At 43.3% G+C, this 20,624-nt stretch carries 17 protein-coding genes; 15 read left to right on the plus strand and 2 right to left on the minus strand.

All coding sequences use genetic code 11. The features are described from left to right. The 9 genes from AAGA18_12100 to AAGA18_12140 all read left to right on the plus strand — a co-directional run. On the plus strand, positions 1-360 hold a 360-nt coding region (locus tag AAGA18_12100), incomplete at its 5' end, for a hypothetical protein (protein ID MEM9446079.1). 61 nt (positions 361-421) lie between these two features. Beyond that, complete coding sequence (locus AAGA18_12105) at positions 422-3,724, plus strand: glycosyl hydrolase (GenBank protein MEM9446080.1); 3,303 nt, start codon at positions 422-424, stop codon at positions 3,722-3,724. A gap of 61 nt (positions 3,725-3,785) precedes the next feature. Further along, complete coding sequence (locus AAGA18_12110; GenBank protein MEM9446081.1) at positions 3,786-7,088, plus strand: glycosyl hydrolase; 3,303 nt, start codon at positions 3,786-3,788, stop codon at positions 7,086-7,088. Positions 7,089-7,617: 529 nt separating this feature from the next. After that, positions 7,618-7,809 carry a hypothetical protein gene (locus AAGA18_12115; GenBank protein ID MEM9446082.1) on the plus strand — a complete coding sequence of 64 codons (192 nt, stop codon included), beginning with the start codon at positions 7,618-7,620 and terminating at the stop codon, positions 7,807-7,809. A gap of 187 nt (positions 7,810-7,996) precedes the next feature. After that, the gene (locus tag AAGA18_12120; protein ID MEM9446083.1) at positions 7,997-8,290 is read left to right on the plus strand and encodes a hypothetical protein; all 294 of its coding nucleotides are present in this window, start codon (positions 7,997-7,999) and stop codon (positions 8,288-8,290) included. Continuing rightward, positions 8,232-8,678 (plus strand): sulfatase-like hydrolase/transferase, encoded by a 447-nt coding sequence (locus AAGA18_12125; protein ID MEM9446084.1) that lies wholly within the window; start codon positions 8,232-8,234, stop codon positions 8,676-8,678. Before AAGA18_12120 ends, AAGA18_12125 begins: the two co-directional genes overlap by 59 nt. A gap of 175 nt (positions 8,679-8,853) precedes the next feature. Further along, positions 8,854-9,405, plus strand: a complete 552-nt coding sequence (locus AAGA18_12130; GenBank protein ID MEM9446085.1) for a hypothetical protein — start codon at positions 8,854-8,856, stop codon at positions 9,403-9,405. A gap of 427 nt (positions 9,406-9,832) precedes the next feature. Next, positions 9,833-11,575, plus strand: coding sequence for a hypothetical protein (locus AAGA18_12135; GenBank protein MEM9446086.1), 1,743 nt, complete (start codon positions 9,833-9,835; stop codon positions 11,573-11,575). 107 nt (positions 11,576-11,682) lie between these two features. After that, entirely contained in the window at positions 11,683-12,543 is an 861-nt protein-coding gene (locus tag AAGA18_12140) for a hypothetical protein (protein ID MEM9446087.1), read from the plus strand. 352 nt (positions 12,544-12,895) lie between these two features. Here the strand turns inward: AAGA18_12140 and AAGA18_12145 are convergent, their stop codons facing one another. After that, the gene (locus AAGA18_12145; protein MEM9446088.1) at positions 12,896-13,306 is read right to left on the minus strand and encodes a bleomycin resistance family protein; all 411 of its coding nucleotides are present in this window, start codon (positions 13,304-13,306) and stop codon (positions 12,896-12,898) included. 669 nt (positions 13,307-13,975) lie between these two features. Between AAGA18_12145 and AAGA18_12150 the strand changes: the two genes are divergently transcribed. Together AAGA18_12150 and AAGA18_12155 are read left to right on the plus strand one after the other, a co-directional pair. Further along, positions 13,976-14,143 (plus strand): hypothetical protein, encoded by a 168-nt coding sequence (locus tag AAGA18_12150; GenBank protein ID MEM9446089.1) that lies wholly within the window; start codon positions 13,976-13,978, stop codon positions 14,141-14,143. A gap of 242 nt (positions 14,144-14,385) precedes the next feature. Continuing rightward, entirely contained in the window at positions 14,386-14,913 is a 528-nt protein-coding gene (locus AAGA18_12155) for an ACT domain-containing protein (protein ID MEM9446090.1), read from the plus strand. On the opposite strand, the gene AAGA18_12160 is transcribed toward AAGA18_12155, so the two are convergent. Further along, a complete protein-coding gene (locus AAGA18_12160) occupies positions 14,906-16,570 on the minus strand; it encodes an ATP-binding protein (protein MEM9446091.1) in 1,665 nt (554 codons plus the stop codon). The genes AAGA18_12155 and AAGA18_12160 overlap by 8 nt on opposite strands. Before the next feature lie 194 nt (positions 16,571-16,764). Here AAGA18_12160 and AAGA18_12165 point away from each other — a divergent pair, with 194 nt between their 5' ends. From AAGA18_12165 to AAGA18_12180, 4 genes are all read left to right on the plus strand, one after another. After that, positions 16,765-17,313: a hypothetical protein gene (locus tag AAGA18_12165; protein ID MEM9446092.1), complete on the plus strand. Its 549-nt coding sequence runs from the start codon at positions 16,765-16,767 to the stop codon at positions 17,311-17,313. Between the two features lie 226 nt (positions 17,314-17,539). Then, positions 17,540-18,370, plus strand: a complete 831-nt coding sequence (locus tag AAGA18_12170) for a prohibitin family protein (GenBank protein MEM9446093.1) — start codon at positions 17,540-17,542, stop codon at positions 18,368-18,370. Between the two features lie 58 nt (positions 18,371-18,428). Then, positions 18,429-19,583: a DUF362 domain-containing protein gene (locus AAGA18_12175; GenBank protein MEM9446094.1), complete on the plus strand. Its 1,155-nt coding sequence runs from the start codon at positions 18,429-18,431 to the stop codon at positions 19,581-19,583. A 69-nt stretch (positions 19,584-19,652) separates the two neighbouring features. Then, on the plus strand, positions 19,653-20,615 hold the full coding sequence (locus AAGA18_12180; GenBank protein ID MEM9446095.1) for a PhoH family protein: 963 nt from the start codon (positions 19,653-19,655) through the stop codon (positions 20,613-20,615). Positions 20,616-20,624: the final 9 nt, after the last annotated feature.

The following is a 20,624-nucleotide window of genomic DNA, read 5'->3' on the forward strand; positions in this document are numbered from 1 at the left end:
CTGGGCTTTGATATTGGAAGCGAAGATGAAGACTTTGATGGTGACGGGGTATCTAATTTTATTGAATACGTTTTTGGTGGATCACCTATGGATAGCTCAGTGCAAATGTTTCCGGTTAAAATGAAAAATACTGCGGGGACTCTCCTCTATTCCCATGCCCGTCGTATAGATAGCAACGGCCTAACCTATCAAGTTCAAACCTCATATAATCTAGAACCTGGCAGTTGGAAAGATATCTATCCGACTCTTGTTAATCGGCTGCCGATGGATGATCAGTTTGAGATAGTCGAGCATGAGATTGCGAACCAAGAGTTGAATGGAAAATCCGCTCTATTTATCCGTGTCAAAGCAATTAAATAGACGATGTGAAGAAATTACAGTCTTTATTTTAAACACCTAATCTAACTCAAATACTACTGAAATGAATAAAAAGACAACCTTGATAAGCCCCTTGGCTCTAGCGACTTGTCACATTGCTTTGACTGTTGCTTCTGCTCAAATACCGATGTCTGAAATTGAAGTAAGCAACGGATTATTAATTGACCCTCATTCCACACCGGAGACTCGAGCATTATATGTCAATGTTCAGCAACAAGCGAAAAAAAGCCTTCTTTACGGAGTGCAACGTCCTTTTACGAGGGGCTATCATAATGGGGATAATGAGGATTTTGATGACTTCGACTTTGATGTTTCAGATCTTAAGGATGTATGTGGAGAGCATCCAGCCGTGGTTGGGCTAGATTTTCTAGAACACCAAAGCTTTGATTTACCCAACGAGCTTTGGGAGCCTAGGCCGACGTACGAAGAGTCTACCTATGGTAGAATTATCAAGACTGTTTATTCCCGAGGTGGAGTGATTACCATGAGTTGGCATATGTCGAATCCAAAAACAGGTGCAAAATACTGGGACCGTGATGACAAAAAAACAGTGCAATATGTCTTGGAGGGTCAAATTGTAGATGGTGTAGACGTGCGGGCTAATTTTTACAGATTTCTGGACCAGGCAGCTGATTTTTTCAAAGCTATGAAAGATGAGAACGGCAAGCTAATTCCTATCTTTTTTCGTCCTTTGCATGAGCAATACCACGACTCTTTTTGGTGGTCAGGGGATGGAGCAACTGTTGAACAATACAATCAGCTTTGGTACGAAATGATTGGATATCTTCGAGACACTAGGGAGGTGCGCAATCTTATTTATATCATTTCACCCAACAAAACGGATAAGGAACAAAAGTACGTGGAAAAATTTCCCGGTCACAATTGGGTAGATGCTTATGGAATCGATTGGTATAGCAGATCGAATTTTTACGGACAGATTGAGCGTTCTAGTGAGTTGATTGTCCGTATGGCGCGAGAGCATAATAAGATTGCAGTTCTTACCGAAATCGGAGTCAAAGGTGGGATGACGTCCGAGACTTCAGCATCTTGGTACAGCATCCATGCTTTACAGCTCAAAGACAACCCAGTGGCCTCAGAAGTCGCCTGGTTCCATCAATGGTCCTCAAAAATATATGATTTTGCATGGAGTCCGGTCAAAAAATCCTTTAGACCTGATCTGGCTCATACAATACCTGATTTTCTAAAATTCTATAATGACGAATGGACAGTCTTTGCAGATGGTATGCCAGCATTGGGCATTTATGATTTTAAAGCAGACAGCCCAGTACCCATCATTACGACAACGAATTTGAAAAGTGTTTCTAACCAAGAAAACTACTCAGAGCGGATAAGGGTGACCGGTGGTGATGGTGCTTTGACCTGGTCATTAGAGGATGGAGAATTACCGCCAGGCTTGACACTAAATAAAAATACCGGCCAAATAAGCGGCACGGTCAACGGTAGTGGCGGAGAGTACGGTATTGCCATCCGGGTGACGGATGCCGACGGAGATTCCGATGTGAGGATTTATGCCATTAACGTCTGGCCATCAGGCGATCAAGGGAGTGAGTTGGTTATGCATCTTGATGCCACTGTGAAATCATCTGTTGTGGGTAACCCGGTAACTCGTTGGAAGGATCAGTCAGGCAACAAAAATCACGGAAATCTGGAAGCGGGCTCGATTACCTATCCCAGCACTGAAACCTTTGCCTCTGAGCTTAGCGGTGTGGACTTTGGATCTGCCGCCAGTGCTCTGGAGTTGTTCAATGCAAAGGATTCTGATATCTGGCTGGACCAGTCAGGTCAAAACCCTCAAGGTTTTGCTGTGCTTATGGCTTACAAGCGGATGGGAAGTAATGCAAATGGTAGGCAGGACATTCTCGGTAATGAATCGAACACGAAATCCGGCTTTTTGGTTCGTACGTTCAGTGGTACTATACAATCTGCGCTGAATGGTAAGACCTTGAGCCAAAGTGGATCAGTAGCAGAAGGAAATTCTGTTGTTCTTGGTATCAATTATCATGCTGGAACTGGGCTTTTCGAGCTTTGGGATTCTCTATCCGGCTCCACGAGTAGGACGACAGTTTCTCCGGCAGATTTTTCCAAAGATGCTCCTGTGCTTCTAGGGATGACCAACAAACCCAGTCGTTATTTAGATGGTCTTGTCGGTGAAGTGAAAGTTTTTAATGGATCTCTGAGCACGCAAGCATTTGCATCTGAGCAGGAGGTTCTAGTGCAAAAGTGGGCCACAGGCTCGGTTTCGGGGCCAGGAGCTGCGGAACTTGTATTGCATCTGAATGCTACAGATGCTAGCTCTGTTGTAGGAAACCCGGTAAGCCAATGGTCAGATCTTTCTGGTCTAGGAAATCATGCAACTCCCAGTAAGGGAGCCGTTACCTATCCGAGTGTAGCTTTATTCCCTTCCGGGCTCACAGGGATTGATTTTGGAAGTGGACGCAACTCCTTGGAACTGTTCGATGTCCAAGAATCAGATGGCTTGCTCGACCAGACTGGTAGTGATGGTTTTGCTGTATTTCTCACCTATCGTAAAACGGGCAATGAAACCGACCAGCAGGATTTGCTTGGTAATGTCTCAAAAACGGATGCTTCTGAGAATGGTGGATTCGTGGTGCGGCTAAGTTCAGGTGGAGTGCTACGTGCAATGATGGGGGACGCCTCATTAAGCAGTGCTGGAGATAATCTTAAAATTGGCGATTCTATGGTCATAGGGATTCGCTATTTAGCTGACGCTGGGCTCCTTGAGCTCTATAATTCCCTCGGAGACACGGTCGACACTGCCACGGCTGCCGCCGCAGATTTTTCCAATTCCAGCCCACTGACTCTGGGTTCGGCGAACAAGCAAAGCCGTTATGCAATGGGCGTCATAGGAGAAGTCAAAATATTTAGCGGAGCCATGGATTCGGATGTGTTTCAATCCGAGTTGTCGGCTTTGAACTCTAAATGGATAACAAATGAGACAGACTATTGGGCTTCGGGACTAGGCTTCGATATTGGAGGTGAAGACGAGGACTTCGATGGGGACGGGGTGTCTAATTTTATTGAATACGTCTTTGGTGGATCACCTATGGATAGCTCAGTGCAAATGTTTCCAGTTAGAATGAAAAACATTGCGGGTACCCTTCTCTACTCCCATGCTCGTCGTATAAATAGCAATGGCTTAATCTATCAAGTTCAAACCTCATCTACCCTAGAACCCGGAAGCTGGAGAGATATTAATCCGGTTATCAATAATGTAACCCCATTAGATGATGTATTCGAAGAAATCGACTATGAGTTTCCAAGTGGGGAAGATGCCCTATTTATTCGTGTGAAAGCTACGAAATAAAATATGAACTCAGATACCACTCTTCACTCAAACCAATTAATCTAATGCTAATATTGCGGATGTGAATAAGACAACAACCTTGGTAAGCTCCCTCCTTCTAGTAGTCAGTTCTATGTTGGTCACAGTCGGGTCAGCGCTAACACCTGTATCCCAAATTCAGATAACGGATGGATTATTGATTGATCCTCATTCTACGCCTGAGACGAGAGCCTTATTTATCAATATGCAGCAGCAAGCAAAAAAGAGTCTCCTCTACGGGGTTCACCGGGCTTATACGAAAGGTTATCACAAGAAGGACAACAAGAATTTTGATAACTCTGATTTAAAAGAGGTTGTAGGCGAGAACCCAGCAGTGCTGGGTTTAGATTTTACCGGACATGAAAATTTCAAAACACCTGACGATTTCTGGGCGCCAAACCCCACATATGAAGATACTACTTATGGTAAAATTATTAAGGCAGTCCACTCTCGAGGTGGCGTGATTACCATCAGTTGGCACATGTCTAATCCCAAAACGGGTAATAACTATAATGACCGCGATGATCGGAAAACGGTAAAACATATTTTAGAGGGAAATATAGTAGATGGCGTTGACGTGCGGGCCAATTTTTTCAGGTACCTGGATCATGCAGCCGATTTTTTCAAAGCTATGAAAGATAAGAATGGTAAGCACATTCCCATCTTTTTTCGTCCCCTGCACGAGCAATATCACAACGTTTTTTGGTGGTCAGGAAATGCCGCGAGTGTCGAAGAATATAATCAGCTTTGGTACCTGATGATCGGTTACCTTCGAGACGTTAAGGAAGTGCGGAATCTTATCTACATTATTTCGCCAAACAGAGTCGGTAATATGGAGGATTACATGGAGAAATTTCCGGGCCATGATTGGGTAGATGGTTACGGACTTGATTGGTATGCCGTGAATGATTTTTCGAAGCAGCTGGAGCAAGCCAGTGAGTTGCTTGTTGGTTTGGCAAGGGAATACAACAAAATTGCAGTGCTTTCAGAAATTGGCGTCAAAAATGGAATGACATCCGAGACTTCTGCCAAATGGTATAGTTCCCATGCGTTAAAGCTTAAGGATAACCCAGTGGCCTCTGAAGTTGCCTGGTTCTTGCAGTGGTCTTCCAGGCATGGCAACAATACTTCATGGTCTCCAGTTAAACAAAAGCATCGGCCAGATATTGCTCATATATTGCCTGACTTTGAGATTTTTTATAATGACAAATGGACAGTCTTTGAAGACGATATGCCGGCTTTGGGCATTTATGATTTTAAAGCGGATAGCCCAGTGCCTATCATTACGACAACGAATTTGAAAAGTGTTTCTAACCAAGACAACTACTCAGAGTGGATAAGGGTGACAGGTGGTGATGGTGCTTTGACCTGGTCATTAGAAGATGGAGAATTACCACCTGGGTTGCGGTTAAGTCAAACTACCGGGCAGATTAGCGGAACGGTGAACGGTAGTAGCGGTGAGTACGGTATTGCCATCCGGGTGACGGATGCCGACGGAGATTCCGATGTGAGGATTTATGCCATTAACGTTTGGCCATCAGGCGATCAAGAGAGTGAGTTGGTTATGCATCTTGATGCCACTGTGAAATCATCTGTTGTGGGCAACCCGGTAACTCGTTGGAAGGATCAGTCAGGCAACAAAAATCACGGAAATCTGCAAGCGGGCTCGATTACTTATCCCAGCACTGAAATCTTTGAATCTGGGTTTAGTGGCGTGGACTTTGGATCTGCAACCAGTGCTCTAGAATTGTTCAATGCAGAGGATTCTGATATCTGGCTGGACCAATCGGGTCAAAACCCTCAAGGCTTTGCTGTGCTTATGGCTTACAAGCGAATGGGAAGCAATGCAAACGGCCGGCAGGACATTGTCGGTAATGAATCGAACACGAAATCCGGCTTTTTGGTTCGTATGTTCAGTGGTACTATACAATCTGCCCTGAATGGTAAGATCTTGAGCCAAAGTGGATCAGTAGCAGAAGGAAATTCAGTTGTTGTTGGTGTCAATTATCATGCGGAAACTGGGCTTTTCGAGCTTTGGGATTCTCAATCCGGCTCCACGAGTAGCACGACAGTTTCTCCGGCAGATTTCTCAAAAAATGTTCCCGTACTCCTAGGGATGACTACCAAAACCGGTCGTTATTTAGATGGTCTTGTCGGCGAAGTGAAGGTTTTTGATGGATCTCTGAGCGCGCAAGCATTTGCGTCTGAGCAGGAGGCTTTAGTGCAAAAGTGGGCTATAATTTCGGGTCAGATGCTAAGGCCTGCCGAACTGGTATTGCACTTGAATGCTATCGATAGCAGCTCAGTTGTAGGAAACCCGGTAAGCCAATGGTCAGATCTTTCTGGTCTTGGAAACCATGCGACTCCGAGTAAGGGAGCCGTCACCTATCCGAGTATGGCGCTCTTTCCTTCCGGTCTCAAAGGCCTTGATTTTGGAAATGGGCATAATTCACTGGAACTCTTCGATGCGCAAGAATCAGATGGCTTACTCGACCAGACTGGTAGTGATGGTTTTGCTGTATTCCTCACCTATCGTAAAACGGGCAATGAAACCGACCAACAGGATTTGCTCGGTAATGTCTCTAAAACAGATGCTTCTGAGAATGGCGGATTCGTATTGCGGCTAAGCTCGGGCGGAGTGCTACGTGCAATGATGGGGGATGTTTCACTAAGCAGTAATGGAGATACTCTTAAAATTGGCGATTCTATGGTCATAGGCGTTCGCTACCTAGCTGATACCGGGCTCCTTGAGCTCTATAACTCTCTCGGGAATACGGCCGACACTGCCACGGTCACTGCCGCAGATTTTTCCAATTCTAGCCCGCTGACTCTAGGTTCGGCGAACAAGCAAAGCCGTTATGCAATGGGCGTCATAGGAGAAGTCAAAATGTTTAGCGGAGTCATGGATTCGGATACGCTCCAATCCGAGTGGGCCGCTTTGTACTCTAAATGGATAACAAATGAAACCGACTACTGGGCTTTGGGACTAGGCTTCGATATTGGAGGTGAAGACGAGGACTTCGATGGGGACGGGGTATCTAATTTTATTGAATACGTTTTTGGCGGATCGCCCATGGATAGCTCAGTGCAAACGTTTCCGGTTAGAATGAAAAATAATGCGGGAACCCTCTTCTATTCCCATGCTCGTCGTATAGATAGCAATGGCCTAACCTATCAAGTTCAAAGCTCATATAACCTAGAACCTGACAGTTGGAAGGATATCAATCCGACTCTTATTAATCGGCAGTCGATGGATGATCAATTTGAGATAGTCGAGCATGAGATCGCGAACCAAGAATTGAATGGAGAATCTGCTCTATTTATCCGTGTCAAGGCGATTAAGTGATAATGGATTCTGGCTGCTGCCTTCATAAGAGGATCTTTCAACTTAGAGCATTTTAGAATGTTCATTTTTGTCATGCTTCGGTTCAACCAGGGTATCTAGCGAGTCCAAATGTTCATAGGTTTTTGCGCCGCATTGATGTCAGATATCACCGCTGATTCCAGCAAGGAAATAGTCAGGTTGTGCGAAGCGCAGTTACCTTTTTTTAGAAATGCATGAGTGCCCGAATAAAGGATTCCCCAGTCGAGCTCTTAGAGGACATTTGGGTGGAGCTAAAATATTTAGATAAGCCAATTCACTAAGGATTTTCTGATAAGCTTTATAGCTTAGCACAAGGTTTTGTGCAAATTTTTAAGCTTCCATGCATCATGCGAGTTAATAGACGTGCTTATTGCTTCAGCTTAGATCATAGTGTTTAGATGAAGGTGTTTCTTGCTCACCGCGGTAACCAAGCTTGCCGGACTGGGGTAGACTCATGCTTACAAAATATTGAAGCCAGACTGGCCCTCAATACCCAGCGAGTTAAATACAGATGGGGTTGAATATCCTGAGTATTGACCTAACTTCCGTTAAATTATTATTTGTTATGTTTCTGCTGGAAAGCCGTTTGCTGGTGGTCTCTCGCAATATCTTGCTCATTCAAGCAGATGACCTTGAATATACGGATCTTGGTACCATGGCCATGGCAGCCTGGGTATCCAGACACCTCACTTGGACCGTCTAGGTCATGAATCGATGCGTTTCGATCGTTTTTATGTGCATCCGCTGTGTGCACCACCCCGAGCTTCGCTTTTGACAGGCAAGCACTTCCGGCGAACCGGTGTTTACGGGGTGATGGGGGTATGGATTTCATGAATTTAGATGAGATAACCATTGCTGAAGTCCTGCGTGATGCTGGTTATTGAACCGGTATGTGGAGAAAGTGGCACACTGGTAAATCAGATGGCTACTTCCCTCGGGACCGTGGTTTTGAGGAAGCTTATATGGCTAAACTCTACATCTATGAAAATAATCCAGGTTTACTAAATGGAAAGCTAGTTCCTGCCAAGGGCTGGACATCAGCAGTGCTAACCGACTACGCAATGGATTTTATGAAAGACAAGTCAGATGAGTCATTTTTTGCCTATGTGTCCTACCTGTCGCACCATGGGAAATGGGCAGCTCCAAAGACTGTATTGCACGTTATCAATCGGCTGGTTATATAAAAAGCATGTCGACACTTTACGGTATGATCAGTCATATGGACTATCATATAGGAAGGCTACTGGAGCCGTAGACGATTTGAGACTAAGGGAATTGACAATTGTTTTGTTTATGAGCGACAACGGCTCGGCTCGAAATGTGCCGGGCAGTCGTGTGACGGATGAAGAATGGGAAGAGCATATGACCCCGCTTCAACTACGCGGGAAAAAATCCACAGTTTATGAAAATGGGATACGGTCACCATTGTTCCTTCGCTGGGGAGATCGTCTCAAAGCGGTTGTAAATAGTCAGTTATTGATGGTCATGGACATACTGCTACATCCATGGGAGAGATGGGTGGAGCTCAAGCGCCAGGAGGACTGGGAGGAGAGAGTTTTGTTAATTTATTAAAAGATTCTAATACAAAATAGCCTGAGTGGACCCTATATTTCTTTCTGCGAAACCTCGGCTAGTAGATTAGAAAACGTTACGCTACTAGCCTTGTGAGAAGCAAAGTCTCACAGCTTATCCCCAACTCCTGAGGATTATAGGAGATGGTTTAAAGTTTTTAAAACGAGCCGAATATATGGAACTTTTTGACATTAGTAAAGATCAGCGAGAAGAAAACAGCCTCGCGACCGAGCAGCCGGAAAAAGCCAGTTACCTGAATACACAAGCCAATGCTTGGGTTGATCGAATCCTATCTGAGCCTGGATCATTTACCCGTCCAACTATGCTCATCGCTAAAGATGGGAAGAAAGAAACGGAATTCCCCGCTAGTTGCGTGGCCCATAATCAGGGTGGCCTCAGAAATGATAGCTATCATTTGAAAAATTGGAACATACCTGGTGATCTTGCCAACTTCAATCTCGATATCCAGATTCGGGGATCCTACACTTTTGAAATTGAATTTGATGCCCCATTAACGCGTTACGCTAGTCTTGAGATTGGGCTCGCGGGTAAGACAGCAGTATGTAAAAATAACAAAGAAGAAAAATCATATCACCTTTTTTCTACAAATCCTATTGATGTCGAAGAGAGAGACAACTCTGTCTATAAAATTGATCTCACCACTGAAGATCGCAGCTTCCATGTCATCCATAACGATGAAACGGATGAAGAAGGAAAGTGCTGGTGAGTAACCTTCCTTACGTCGATGCTGAATTTTTAAAAAGAGGCTAGTTCGTGCACCTCTTTTTGAGGAAGCTTAATAAGAGTCTATTCTGATTCACTTTCTATGAGTCTTGATTCTTTTCAGATGAATGCTCAACTTTGAGAAAACCTGTGTTATCCTCAGACCTGATCCGAGGATTCAGGATTCATAAGCTGTTTGTTCCTTGATGCTAATGTTTAACCGGGGTATGACATAAACGATTGTGTAACCCTAATGATGCAACCATACGTAATCAATACAAAGGGATGGAAAACCAAAGCCAACGGATCTAGAAAGAACACGCAATCAACACAGCAAATTATCCAGTCACATACGAGTAAATATCGCAATATTATTATTGTATTTAATTGGCTAAAAACTATAAAACAACTTAAGTAAATCAATTAAACTCATGAAGAAAAACTACGCTTTGACTAACAGATCATTGATTCATGTGATAGCGGTCTTATGGGTGCTTTACAACACCGCTGCCAATAGCGCCGTATTCAACATCAAGGACTATGGCGCTGTGGCAAACGATGGGTTAGACGACGCAGCAGCTTTCCGGGCAGCCGTATCAGCAGCACTATCCGCTGGTTCTGGGAATGTTGTGAAATTAGACAAGGGTACTTGGAAGATGAGTTCTTTTGATGGAAACAATGTTTTAAATCTTCAAAATAAGGCTAGTCTCCGGATTCAGGGAACTCCTTCGACCATTTTACTTATAGAGAATTACCATAAGCGAGTATTTCTCATTAATGATTGTAGCAATCTTACTTTTAAGGAGATGCATATCACATACAAGATTGTGCCTATAGCCACAGGTAGAGTGATGGATTGGACAGGATCTGGAGAGAATCGACAGTATACCGTAAAGCATCAGGCAGGGACTTTGGAGTTTGACGATCCTTTTTTTAGTAGCATGGATGCAAAGACTATTTTTTTTACGCAAAATAAAGTTCCTAGAAGAGTGGTTCCTGCAACCTTTCAGGTGTACTCGCCCAGGCGAATCGAAAAACTGTCGCAAGGAAAATGGAAGCTAAAGCTTGACCGAAGAAGCGATGCCGTAATGGTTGATGACTACATCAACTATATTGGTAGATCTGAAGTCGCTGGCATATGCCGAGTGAATGATTCAAGCAACATCAAATTTTTCAAAATTAAAATTTCAAACATTCCTGGCATGGGTTGGGTAGGAAAAGGTAATAATAAAATGGATTTTGATCACTGCAAAGCGGTTCTCCCAAAGCATGTAAACATCTGCACAACAAGTGATTTGATCCATCTAGGTAACTCTAAAAATACGCAGATCAAAAACTGTTATTTGACTGCGGCGGGCGATACAATTATTAACCTTAAGGCAAATCTCCCGGATGTCGTAAAGAAGGAGAGTAATACCAAGATCAAAATCACCAAAGCTCAGTTTCAAGGGGAGGTGGGTGATAAAATACGCATTATTAGGCCTTCTACAGGTGGTACAGTCGTGACGAGAAATATCCAAGGAATATCTTATTCGGGTAACTATGTTATTTTGACAATCCCATCGACAACTGTCTCGATTGTTGCTGGAGATGAGGTGTTTAATGAGGACTGGTGTCACAATCATGCTATTATAAAAAATAATACAATTGAAAATGCCCGTAGACAGGGACTTCTCATTCGAGCTCTTGATGCCAAGATTCAATATAATACCATCAAAGGAATGGGGGGCAGCGGAATACAAACAGTCCAGAAATACAGCTACAATGAAGGCGGGTGCCTAGAGAATAGCTTGATTAGATATAATAGTATAAGAGATGTAGAGCTAACAAGCGGCGCCTATGGAAGTATATCCATTCTATTCGGAACAGAGTCATCCCAGCTCGGCGATACTGTCTATGAGGCTATTCGGAATGTTCGCATTGATGATAATGAGATCGTCTCTTATCACGATAGAGCCGTTCTATTGAATGGGGCTTTTGACTGTGAAATAACGAACAATACTCTGAAGTCTCTAGCAAAGTTTATCTTTAAGGAGAATTATATATTCGAAGTCCGGAATTCGAGTCAGATTGATATTATAGGAAATAATGCGAAGAAAGATAACCGTAAACACACCGGTCGTTTTAAGTTCCGGAATGCTCATGATATCTCTGAATTAGCCAATAGATTCTAAGCTTCGATAGAAGCCTGGCCGTTCATTTCATTACGGACTCTTTTAAAAATATGATGAAAGTTTACAGTACAACTAGCTGTTGCGTAATTGGGTTGATTAGTGTTGTCATGGTATTTTATTTCTACAGACAAGAAGCGCTGAGAGATGCTCTATTTCAGGATCGGGAGATAAACGATTCATTGAATCATGTACCTTCGTCAGCACCCCGGATTCCGTCTCCGGTCGAGGAGGGTCAATCCTCGCCTACCGTAGGCAGTCAGGTGCAGGATGAGCTTAAAAAGATCTTCTTGAAAAATCATTTTCATGAAGGGCGTGGTTTTTTGCGTGAGTTGCTTAAGGATAATAGTTGGGATACGGTCCATGCCCACTTGCTTCATGCAATGGATGATCTATCCGCTGATCGGCAGAAACGTTGGGTCTTGGAACTGGCTAGAGAGTTGATGCGAGAATACCAATTTGTTTCGGTTATGGATCTTGCGCAAGGTATCGGGATGCAGAGAGAAACGCTTTTTGAGCACTTTCGCGAATTTTTTTATGAAACAGCAGAAAAAGTTACGGAAAAAGAAAAGCTGTATTTTTCTAGGGTTTATGCTCATCTGCAGCCAGAGGAAGCCCTAGACTGGGCTCTGAATGACCACTCTAGCAACGAATTGGTGTACCAAGTATTCTACGTTCTTGGAGCTTCCTATCCGGATTATGGTGAGAAGGTCTTAGATAGTTTTATCATAACCGATGAAAGCCATCAGTTTGGAAAGGCTAGGAATGAATCTTCGATTACGATACCAAGTTCTCGTGACCGAATCCTACACCAGTATTTAAATGGCTTTTTATCAACGGCCCTGACGCGTTCATATAGCAACCAAGCGGTCACTGATCGTATAAGAAAATATGCCTCTCAAATTCACAGTGAAAAATATCGCTATGATTTAGAAAACCACCTCAGGGAATTTGTGCATCGGGTCTATTAAAGCCGAATGACGCTATAGAGAGAGACCTCATGATCTGTGCAAGACCTAAGGTCGAGGAAGAAGCATGGAGTCTCCTTGAACTATCACCTTTTTGAGGCTCATGCCCCTGTCTATCCGGGGTGGTGTTCTGTGGTCTTCCTAGCTTCACCCTCGTTTGCTCATAAGAGCTACGCTGAGACGACTCAATTTAATACATCTTTGTTGACGCTCTTTTCCCTTATGGCTCAAGCTTTTGAGGATCTCGTTCTACTCCTATGACATCATCGAGGTTTAATATTTTTTACAAGGCCCTCATCATCGGTCCTTTTTAAGCGCTACTGTGCTTCAAGGAATTCTCTAGAAGAATACGCAACTAATGCTTTTCTATACCCTGGCTTACTCTAAAAATATGACCATCTGGATGGCGTATATGTAATTCACGAACATTCCAGGGCATATTTTCAGGTTCATGCATGATCTCAATCCCCTGCTTCACACAATCTTTATAAATGATATCTACATTGTCGACCCATAATGATAACCAAACCCCTTTATCTGAAACTTCTCCATTTTTCTCATTAAAAGTTTTATGATTACTACCTTTGCCTCGACCTCCTTGGCCATTTAGACAGATAAATATCTCGTTTTTCCCAGAGCATACACCGCCGAAAGAAGCTGGGGACCCCCAAGCCCAACTCTTTTTCCAACCTATTTTTTCAAACCAACTAAAGGATTGTTGCATATCCGAAACATTCAGTATAGGAGTGACAGCTTTTACATTCATGATTTTTTCACATAAGGAGGAGTTTAAAGAATACTTAACGTCTAGACGAAACGAGTATTACTTTGACAGAATGTCTCGTAGTAATGAATTAAAAAAAATCTCTTATATTTTCTAAAACGCGTCACCTAAATACCCAGTTAAGGACCCAATAAGTAATCCAGCGATACTAGCAATTAATAAAAATTGAAGCCATGAAGTCTCACTTCCATCTGTAAACCAGAACAACCCATGAAAAAAACCTAACACAAGACCTAATGGCAGATGACAAAAGAACATGAACTATGAAAATTTGTTGTAATTGTTCATTGATAACTTTCTTCCCAATCCATAATTAGGGAGGCATCTAAGTAGTATCTGGGGTCCTTATTGTCTGTATTGTTGTAAATTGATGCGGCGCATAAAATAATACTAAATAGCCTACCAAATATTCCGCTTATGATTATGTAAAACTTTACTAGTTTTTCATTTTTCTATAAAATGGCCAGGTTGATTTTCATTCCCTGAAATTGAAATCTTTTATTCGAGTGGAGTGAGGAGCGCAATGAAATAATAATGACCGGCCTTTATGCCTTTCATAGCTCGTGCAAAAAGTTGAGTAATCTTCCCATTTTATGACATTTGTGCTAGATCTGAGGACTGGATTGTAGAAGTTATGTGCTAGGGTTTCAGATGGGGCGGGCGGACGAAGAGAGCGATGAACGTTGCGGAGAGAAGGTTGGAATAGTCTTACAGTGCCTGCCTTGTGAGCAAGGAACATTGGAAGTGACGGCTGTATGTTTTGTTGATTTGCATAAGTGTTCATGGACCTTGAAGCTTGGTGGGATTGATTGGTGTTGAACAGAGAATGTGAGATGAGTGTTATCAGTTATTACCTATTGCTATTTTATTTCGGGTTACTGCTGGGGTTAGAAGCGGTAGTTTGCTAATTAATTTACCTCAAGAGCCTCAGTTGCTTAAGAGTTGCTGGCTGTCACTCATTCCGGCTATGGATGAATGCCTTAGCTCTCTTTCCGAGTAGCCCCTAGAGGAGTATTTAGCGTTTATTATCTAGAACTTATGCTATAGACTGCAAGCTGGTTATGCAGAACTCCATCGTCATGACAGTAATAGGCCCTGATTCGTCAGGAATAGTAGATCGGCTTGCGTCCATGGTTCGCGAGGAAGGAGGCAATTGGTTAGAGAGTCGGTTGATTCATTTAGGAGGACAGTTTGCAGGTGTAGTGAGGGTTGATATACCGAAGGAAAGCGAAGAGGCTTTTAAAGGGCGTATCGCAGGGCTTAAGACATATGGTCTCAAGGTAGAGATTCATGAGGACCAGCAAGAGGTAGTCCCTGAATCAAATGCCAGAGTGATTGATATAGAGCTTATAGGACAAGATCGCCCCGGGATTATAAGCCAGATCGCGGGTGCTTTGACAGAGATGGGAGCAAATATTGAAGAGCTAAATTCTCAGTGCGTGAGTGCGGCGATGAGTGGGGAAGAACTCTTTGAAGCGGAAATAACCATCACGGTTTCACCCGATTGTAGTTTAGAGATTGTGCGTGAGCGGCTGGAAAAGATAGCCTCTGATTTGATGGTGGATTTAGAGTTTGATGAGGCTACTTAGCGTTTTTTCTTGCTTGTCTGATAGAATGTAATTTTTGGGGGTCGATTTGCACCCGAGTGGTGATTTTACGCAGGAAGCGTTTTTGTCGAGTGCTTATTAGGCTTTCAAGGGTTTGGTAGCTAAAGGGCTTCTGGATGAGGTAGATGGGGAAGTCAGTGCATTCCTCGATAAATTCATCAAAATGTTCCGGCGGGTAACCACTCATCAGAATAATGCGCACACTTGGCATCTCATCGAAGGATTTAAAGATTTCGTAGGCGCTACGGATAAATTGTTTGCCGTCCATTTCTGGCATGGTGTAGTCAACGATAATGAGTGATGGGTAGTTGCCTAGACCTATTTCTTCAAGAGCTTCGGAAGGAGAGCTAAACTGGTGGGCTCGGATCTTTTGCAGTTTGAGTAAGCTGTTGACAGAACCTAGGACAATGGGATCGTCTTCGATCAGGAAAGCACTATCTGGTTTGTCACCGGGCCTCACAGGTGGGGGTGGTTGGACTTTTGCTTTAACTATAGACTGGGTGGCTACTTTGGAGTTGCTATCATCCCCTTGATTCATTTCATGGTAGTGTGGCCAACCCAGTTTGACGGTCGTGCCGCGGTCTATTTTTGATTCAATGCCCACCATACCACCATGCTGCTGCATAATGCCTTGAACAAGCGAAAGGCCTAAACCTGTGCCAGCACCTTTATCTTTGGTGGTGTAAAAGGGCTCAAAGATTTTCTTTATGTGTTCCGGTGAAATGCCGGAGCCTTCATCTGTGATGGAAAGATAGATGTATTCGGAATCTTTTTCATGAGTAATGTGAATGATGCCGCCATCTTTCATGGAATCCCGGGCATTGTTCAAAATATTGAGGAATGTATGGCTGAGCGCTGAGTAGCAGCCGTAAATTTGAGGGGCATCTGTTTTGTCTTTATTGCTTATGGTTTCATCTATTTTAAGTTGGTAACGTGGTCCGTAAGAGCGCCTTGTTAGGTTTATGACATCATGGACAAGCTCTGCTAGGTTCAGGTTGCCCATGGAAAGTGATTGGCGGCGCGAGTAGCCAAGGAGACTGCGAGTGAGCGAGGTCCCATTTGCGCAGGCTTGCATGATTTGCTGTAGAGCTTTTTTGGTTTCAGCATCATGGTTCTTGGTCATGGTGAGGTATTCGGCATAACCCTGAATGGCAAGGATGAGGTTATTAAAGTCATGAGCTACGCCGCTTGCTAGGCCACCTATACTTTCCAGTCGGCGAGCGTTCATGACTTCTTCCTGCAAGCTGATCCAAGAAGTAATCTCGTTGAAGCAGAAAAAGAACCAGTAGTGAATGCCATCAGCGTGATCCTCGCGATGTTTCATGAAAGTTACAGAAAAGGAGCGATCTTCAAGCTCAAATATAGGGGAAGAGGGTGCTTCATCTGCATTGATGTTGGCAAAAATCTCATGCAAATAAGTTGCAAGACTTTGGGGTATGTCTTGCCAGTGTAGGTGCGGATCTCGGATGCCGATCCTAGGCATGTCAAAAATTTTGGAGGCGTCGCTGTTGATATAGAGTAAGTTGTAGTCACCTTGAGGTGTAGCATGAATTAGAATCTGGCCAGGGCCGCCACTTTCATCCTGAAAGGTGTTGAGTATTTCTTCGATGTTTCCGAGAGGTCCGCTTGAAATTAACATGGTTTATCTTTAGTTGCTTTGTAATAGAATCGGAAAATGAATCTAATACATGAGATGATCTATTTCAATCTGCATTATTTGGTAATGAGGTGAGAGAGTAAAACAGTTGGAAAAATAGTAGAGGAAGCAGGTTATTTGGGATTACCGCTTGCTTCTCGGTCATGAGTGCATAACATATTAAATTTTGGTAAATTATGTATCCTTTTGAATTATCACATCTATGCATCGTTCTGGGTTTGCTTTATTTAGCAGTTCATGGCTATGCCTTATACCAAAGTGATCAGGTAAAGCAGTGGCTTGCAGCATTCCCTAGAAATGAAGTAGCGGGAACAGTCTTAACCGTTGTAGCAGGACTTTGGTTTGGGTGGATTTTGGCAACACAAGATTTGATGGATTATTCGCAGTACCGCAAAATTTTTCTTATTGCGTTGTGTGTTAGTGTGGGGTTGCTCATCATTTATTTGAAGGAGTTTTTAGCTGTTAGAGCGTTGGGTTGTGTCGGGCTTTTATGCGGCGGGATGATGCTTGATGTAGGTTTTATGCGTCCTGAACTGCCTAGGTTACTCATTAGTTTTGCCGCGTATGTGTATATTTTCTTGTCCATGTTTTGGATAGGTGCGCCCTATTTGATGAGGGATCAGATTTCGTGGGTTTGTGCCCGGGATGAGCGGTTCAAGTGCTTGGCTGGCGCTGGCGTTGGCTTTGGAGTCATTATTTTAGGGTTGGGCATATTTGTATTCTAGAGCTTAGTAAAATCTAGCTGTCAGAAATAGACAGCTTCGTAAAAATAGCACTAGCAACTGTATCCTCTTTTGATACTATTTCAATTGTGGTTCAAAATATTTATCACCTGCCATTCTAAGTTTTACGCATCTACACAGGCTGCTTAGAAGCAATCCGAGTTATACGATATCCAAGGAACTGATTATTTATGTGGAAAAAAAACAGTATTGATTTAGCTTTCAGGATATGAATCAAAGACCAACTGACCTTTATGAACTAAATACTTTTGCCCCTAAGATTGTCGCCGTGATTGTTGTGGTGGTGATTTTAGGATTTTTGGGCACTCAAGCCTTCCATGTGGTAGATCCTGGTACTAGAGGAGTTTCTGTAACATTGGGTAAAGTGAACCCCCAGTTCTTGCCAGAAGGATTTTCCATGAAAATTCCCGTGATCGAGAAGATCTATAATATTTCAGTCAAGCAAATTACCATACCTGGTGAAGCAGTGAGTTTTTCTAGTGACCTTCAGACAGTAAAGGTTGCTTACAATGTTTTGTTTCGCATTCCTGAAACACAACTGGTTGAATTGTTCCGGAAGTATTCAGGTAGTAGAGCAGAGGATTATTATCGCTATTTGATAGAGCCCAGAGTTCAGGAATCAATCAAACAGGTCGCCTCACAGTACAAGGCTGAGAATATCGTTAAAAACAGGCCAGAAGTTAAAAGTCTGGCCCAAGAAAGTCTTGTGGAAGCGATGGAAAGCCTCATGGAAATTAGGGATCTAGTTATTACAAATATTGACTTAACCGATGAGTTAGAAGCAGCCATTGAGCGCAAACAGGTTGCAGAGCAGGAAGCACAGAGAAAAGACTATGAATTGCAGATAGCGGAGAAAGATGCTCAAATCGCTATTGTAAAGGCTGAAGGCGAAGCCAAGGCCATAAAAATTCGTGGTGAAGCGCTGCAAGCTTCTCCTGAAGTGATTGAATTACAAATAGCGGAGAAGTGGGATGGCAAGTCCCCGCAAACGGTAGTTACCGGTAACGGTGGAGCTAACGTGTTGCTCCCTCTGCGCTAAATCCGTGTAGGTCTCAGCACCGGGGGCTTACGAATTCTCAGTAGGCATGATATACGGTTTGAAATATAGAATCTTGGTAGGTGCCATATTACTAGGGCTTAATGGTCCATTCTTGCTCCATGCAAGTAAGCTGCGCACTGATCAAGAGGGGCAGCCAGAAATTGTTAAGAACGAAAAAGAGGTTCGTTTAGGTCCCAATTCCAGGCTGATTCTAGTCGAAGACTCCAATATGATCAACCAGTTTAAGCTAAATAATGAATTAGCACGAAATCGGTTTGAAGAGGCTGTGTTGGCATTTACTGAGAAACCCAATTTGCAGGAAGCATGGAAGAGTTTGGTTCATTCCAGTGATAGAGTTGGAATAAAGATTAATACGAAAGGAAGCACTGTTTTCCAAAGTAAGCCGGTATTTGTAGATAGCGTTGTAAGCGGGTTGCTTAGTGCGGGTGTAGCGAAAGAAAACATTACTATCTGGGACGACAGCCAGGACGAACTGAAAGCTGCCGGTTGGAGGGTAGACGGAGTTCCAGCGAGAGGTGCGAGGGTTTCCTCTGTGGTGCCTGGCACTGGATATGATGCAGAGCAATTTCTCTTTCATGAGGTCGTCGGGCGATTAATATGGGGTGATCACGACTTCGTAGGGAAAAAAAGCCCCCCGCTAGATATTGGCAATTTAAAGAAGGGCATCGAAGATAAGGAGGAGTCTGTCTCGAAAAAAAAGCAACAAGTTAGTAATCGATCTTATTTTGCAAATATTGTGAGTAAGAATACGGATAAAATTATCAATCTTGCGGTGATGTCGGACCACCCTACTTTAGGCCTTTGGGGTTGCTTAAGTTCCTTAGCCTTATGTTCCATCGATAATAACCGCCGTTTTAATTCTCCAAAAAAATTTGCTGCAAGAGCGGTAGCGGAGATTTTAACTAATGAGGTCTTGAAGGATAAGGTTGTCTTACATGTCTTAGATGGAACCATTATGCAATTTGCTGGAGGGCCTGATTTTGTCGCAAATTATGCGGAGTCTCTGGGATTGATCATGGTTGGGCAAGATGCTGTTGCGATGGATTCTATGGTGCGTAAACGAATAGAGAAGGCTCGTCAAGCACGTTCCGTGGTTCCATTAAGTGGTAATGCCCTTCACATAGAGGCTTGCGAATCATTTGGACTGGGAACTACTACTGAGGCGGAGATAGAATTGGTTCTTTTACCCTAGAGTTTCCTAAATACTTTGAAATAGCCCCAAGATGAATATTGCGCTAATATATTTGTTCAGAATTTGCTTATGCTAGTCAGTGAAGTGATACATTTTGATAGTGCGAGAACGCTCTCAAATTTATTGGGCAGTGATAATAGAGCTCTAGGTTCTGTGAATGAGGCTTTTTCAGTTGAGACAACTACTCGTGATGGATGGGTAAAAATTAATGGCCAGGCCGAAGCTGTAGAGGCAGCAAGCACGCTTTTTCGCTTTTTAGAGGGAGCCCTACGTAAAGGCATTTCGATTCGTAAGCATGAGCTTCATTATGCAATTTCTGCAGTCAAGGAGGGCAATCTAGATGAGTTAGAAGGTCTGTGGGCGACCGGCATTAGTCTTTCCAATCGCAAACCCATGGTTTTAGCCAAGACTTTTACGCAAAAGCAGTATCTAGCAGCAATCAAGGAAGTAGATCTTGTTTTTGGACTAGGCCCGGCGGGGACGGGCAAGACTTTTCTAGCAATGGCGGCAGCATTAAAAGCACTAAAGAAAAGCGATGTCAGTAAGGTTATACTCACCCGCCCGGCTGTTGAGGCAGGGGAAGCTTTAGGGTTTCTTCCTGGGGATCTTCAAGAGAAACTTTACCCTTATCTTCGCCCACTTTATGATGCACTTCATGATTTGATGGATCGCGAAGAGGTGCAGAAATTCTCAGATAAGGGGCTGATTGAAGTTGCTCCTTTGGCTTACATGCGTGGGAGAACTCTCTCTAAAGCTTTTGTAATCTTAGACGAAGCTCAAAATGCGACAACCGAGCAGATGTTTATGTTCTTAACTCGGATGGGTGAAGGTTCGAAATGTGTAATAACAGGGGATGTTTCGCAGATTGACTTGCCAAGAAATCGAAAATCAGGATTGATTGAAGCCTTGGATGCGCTGCAAAATACTAAAGGTATTCGTTTTGTTACATTTAAGGATTCTGAGATTGTTCGTCATGAGTTGGTGTCCCGCATCGTGCAAGCTTATCAAAAGCACCGAACGAAGCCGGAATAAGAAGTAAAG

The sequence above is a fragment of the Verrucomicrobiota bacterium genome, from assembly GCA_039192515.1.
In the GTDB taxonomy this organism is placed as follows: Bacteria; Verrucomicrobiota; Verrucomicrobiia; order Methylacidiphilales; family JBCCWR01; genus JBCCWR01.

Bases quoted from the DNA above. Each gene is read 5' to 3' on its own strand.
- AAGA18_12130 (MEM9446085.1), top strand. From the start codon at position 8,854: ATGGAACTTTTTGACATTAGTAAAGATCAGCGAGAAGAAAACAGCCTC.
- AAGA18_12165 (MEM9446092.1), top strand. From the start codon at position 16,765: ATGTATCCTTTTGAATTATCACATCTATGCATCGTTCTGGGTTTGCTT.
- AAGA18_12140 (MEM9446087.1), top strand. From the start codon at position 11,683: ATGGTATTTTATTTCTACAGACAAGAAGCGCTGAGAGATGCTCTATTT.
- AAGA18_12120 (MEM9446083.1), top strand. From the start codon at position 7,997: ATGTGGAGAAAGTGGCACACTGGTAAATCAGATGGCTACTTCCCTCGG.
- AAGA18_12135 (MEM9446086.1), top strand. From the start codon at position 9,833: ATGAAGAAAAACTACGCTTTGACTAACAGATCATTGATTCATGTGATA.
- AAGA18_12155 (MEM9446090.1), top strand. From the start codon at position 14,386: ATGCAGAACTCCATCGTCATGACAGTAATAGGCCCTGATTCGTCAGGA.
- AAGA18_12180 (MEM9446095.1), top strand. From the start codon at position 19,653: ATGCTAGTCAGTGAAGTGATACATTTTGATAGTGCGAGAACGCTCTCA.
- AAGA18_12160 (MEM9446091.1), bottom strand. From the start codon at position 16,570: ATGTTAATTTCAAGCGGACCTCTCGGAAACATCGAAGAAATACTCAAC.
- AAGA18_12150 (MEM9446089.1), top strand. From the start codon at position 13,976: ATGGGGCGGGCGGACGAAGAGAGCGATGAACGTTGCGGAGAGAAGGTT.
- AAGA18_12145 (MEM9446088.1), bottom strand. From the start codon at position 13,306: ATGAATGTAAAAGCTGTCACTCCTATACTGAATGTTTCGGATATGCAA.
- AAGA18_12125 (MEM9446084.1), top strand. From the start codon at position 8,232: ATGGGAAATGGGCAGCTCCAAAGACTGTATTGCACGTTATCAATCGGC.
- AAGA18_12115 (MEM9446082.1), top strand. From the start codon at position 7,618: ATGGGGTTGAATATCCTGAGTATTGACCTAACTTCCGTTAAATTATTA.
- AAGA18_12170 (MEM9446093.1), top strand. From the start codon at position 17,540: ATGAATCAAAGACCAACTGACCTTTATGAACTAAATACTTTTGCCCCT.
- AAGA18_12105 (MEM9446080.1), top strand. From the start codon at position 422: ATGAATAAAAAGACAACCTTGATAAGCCCCTTGGCTCTAGCGACTTGT.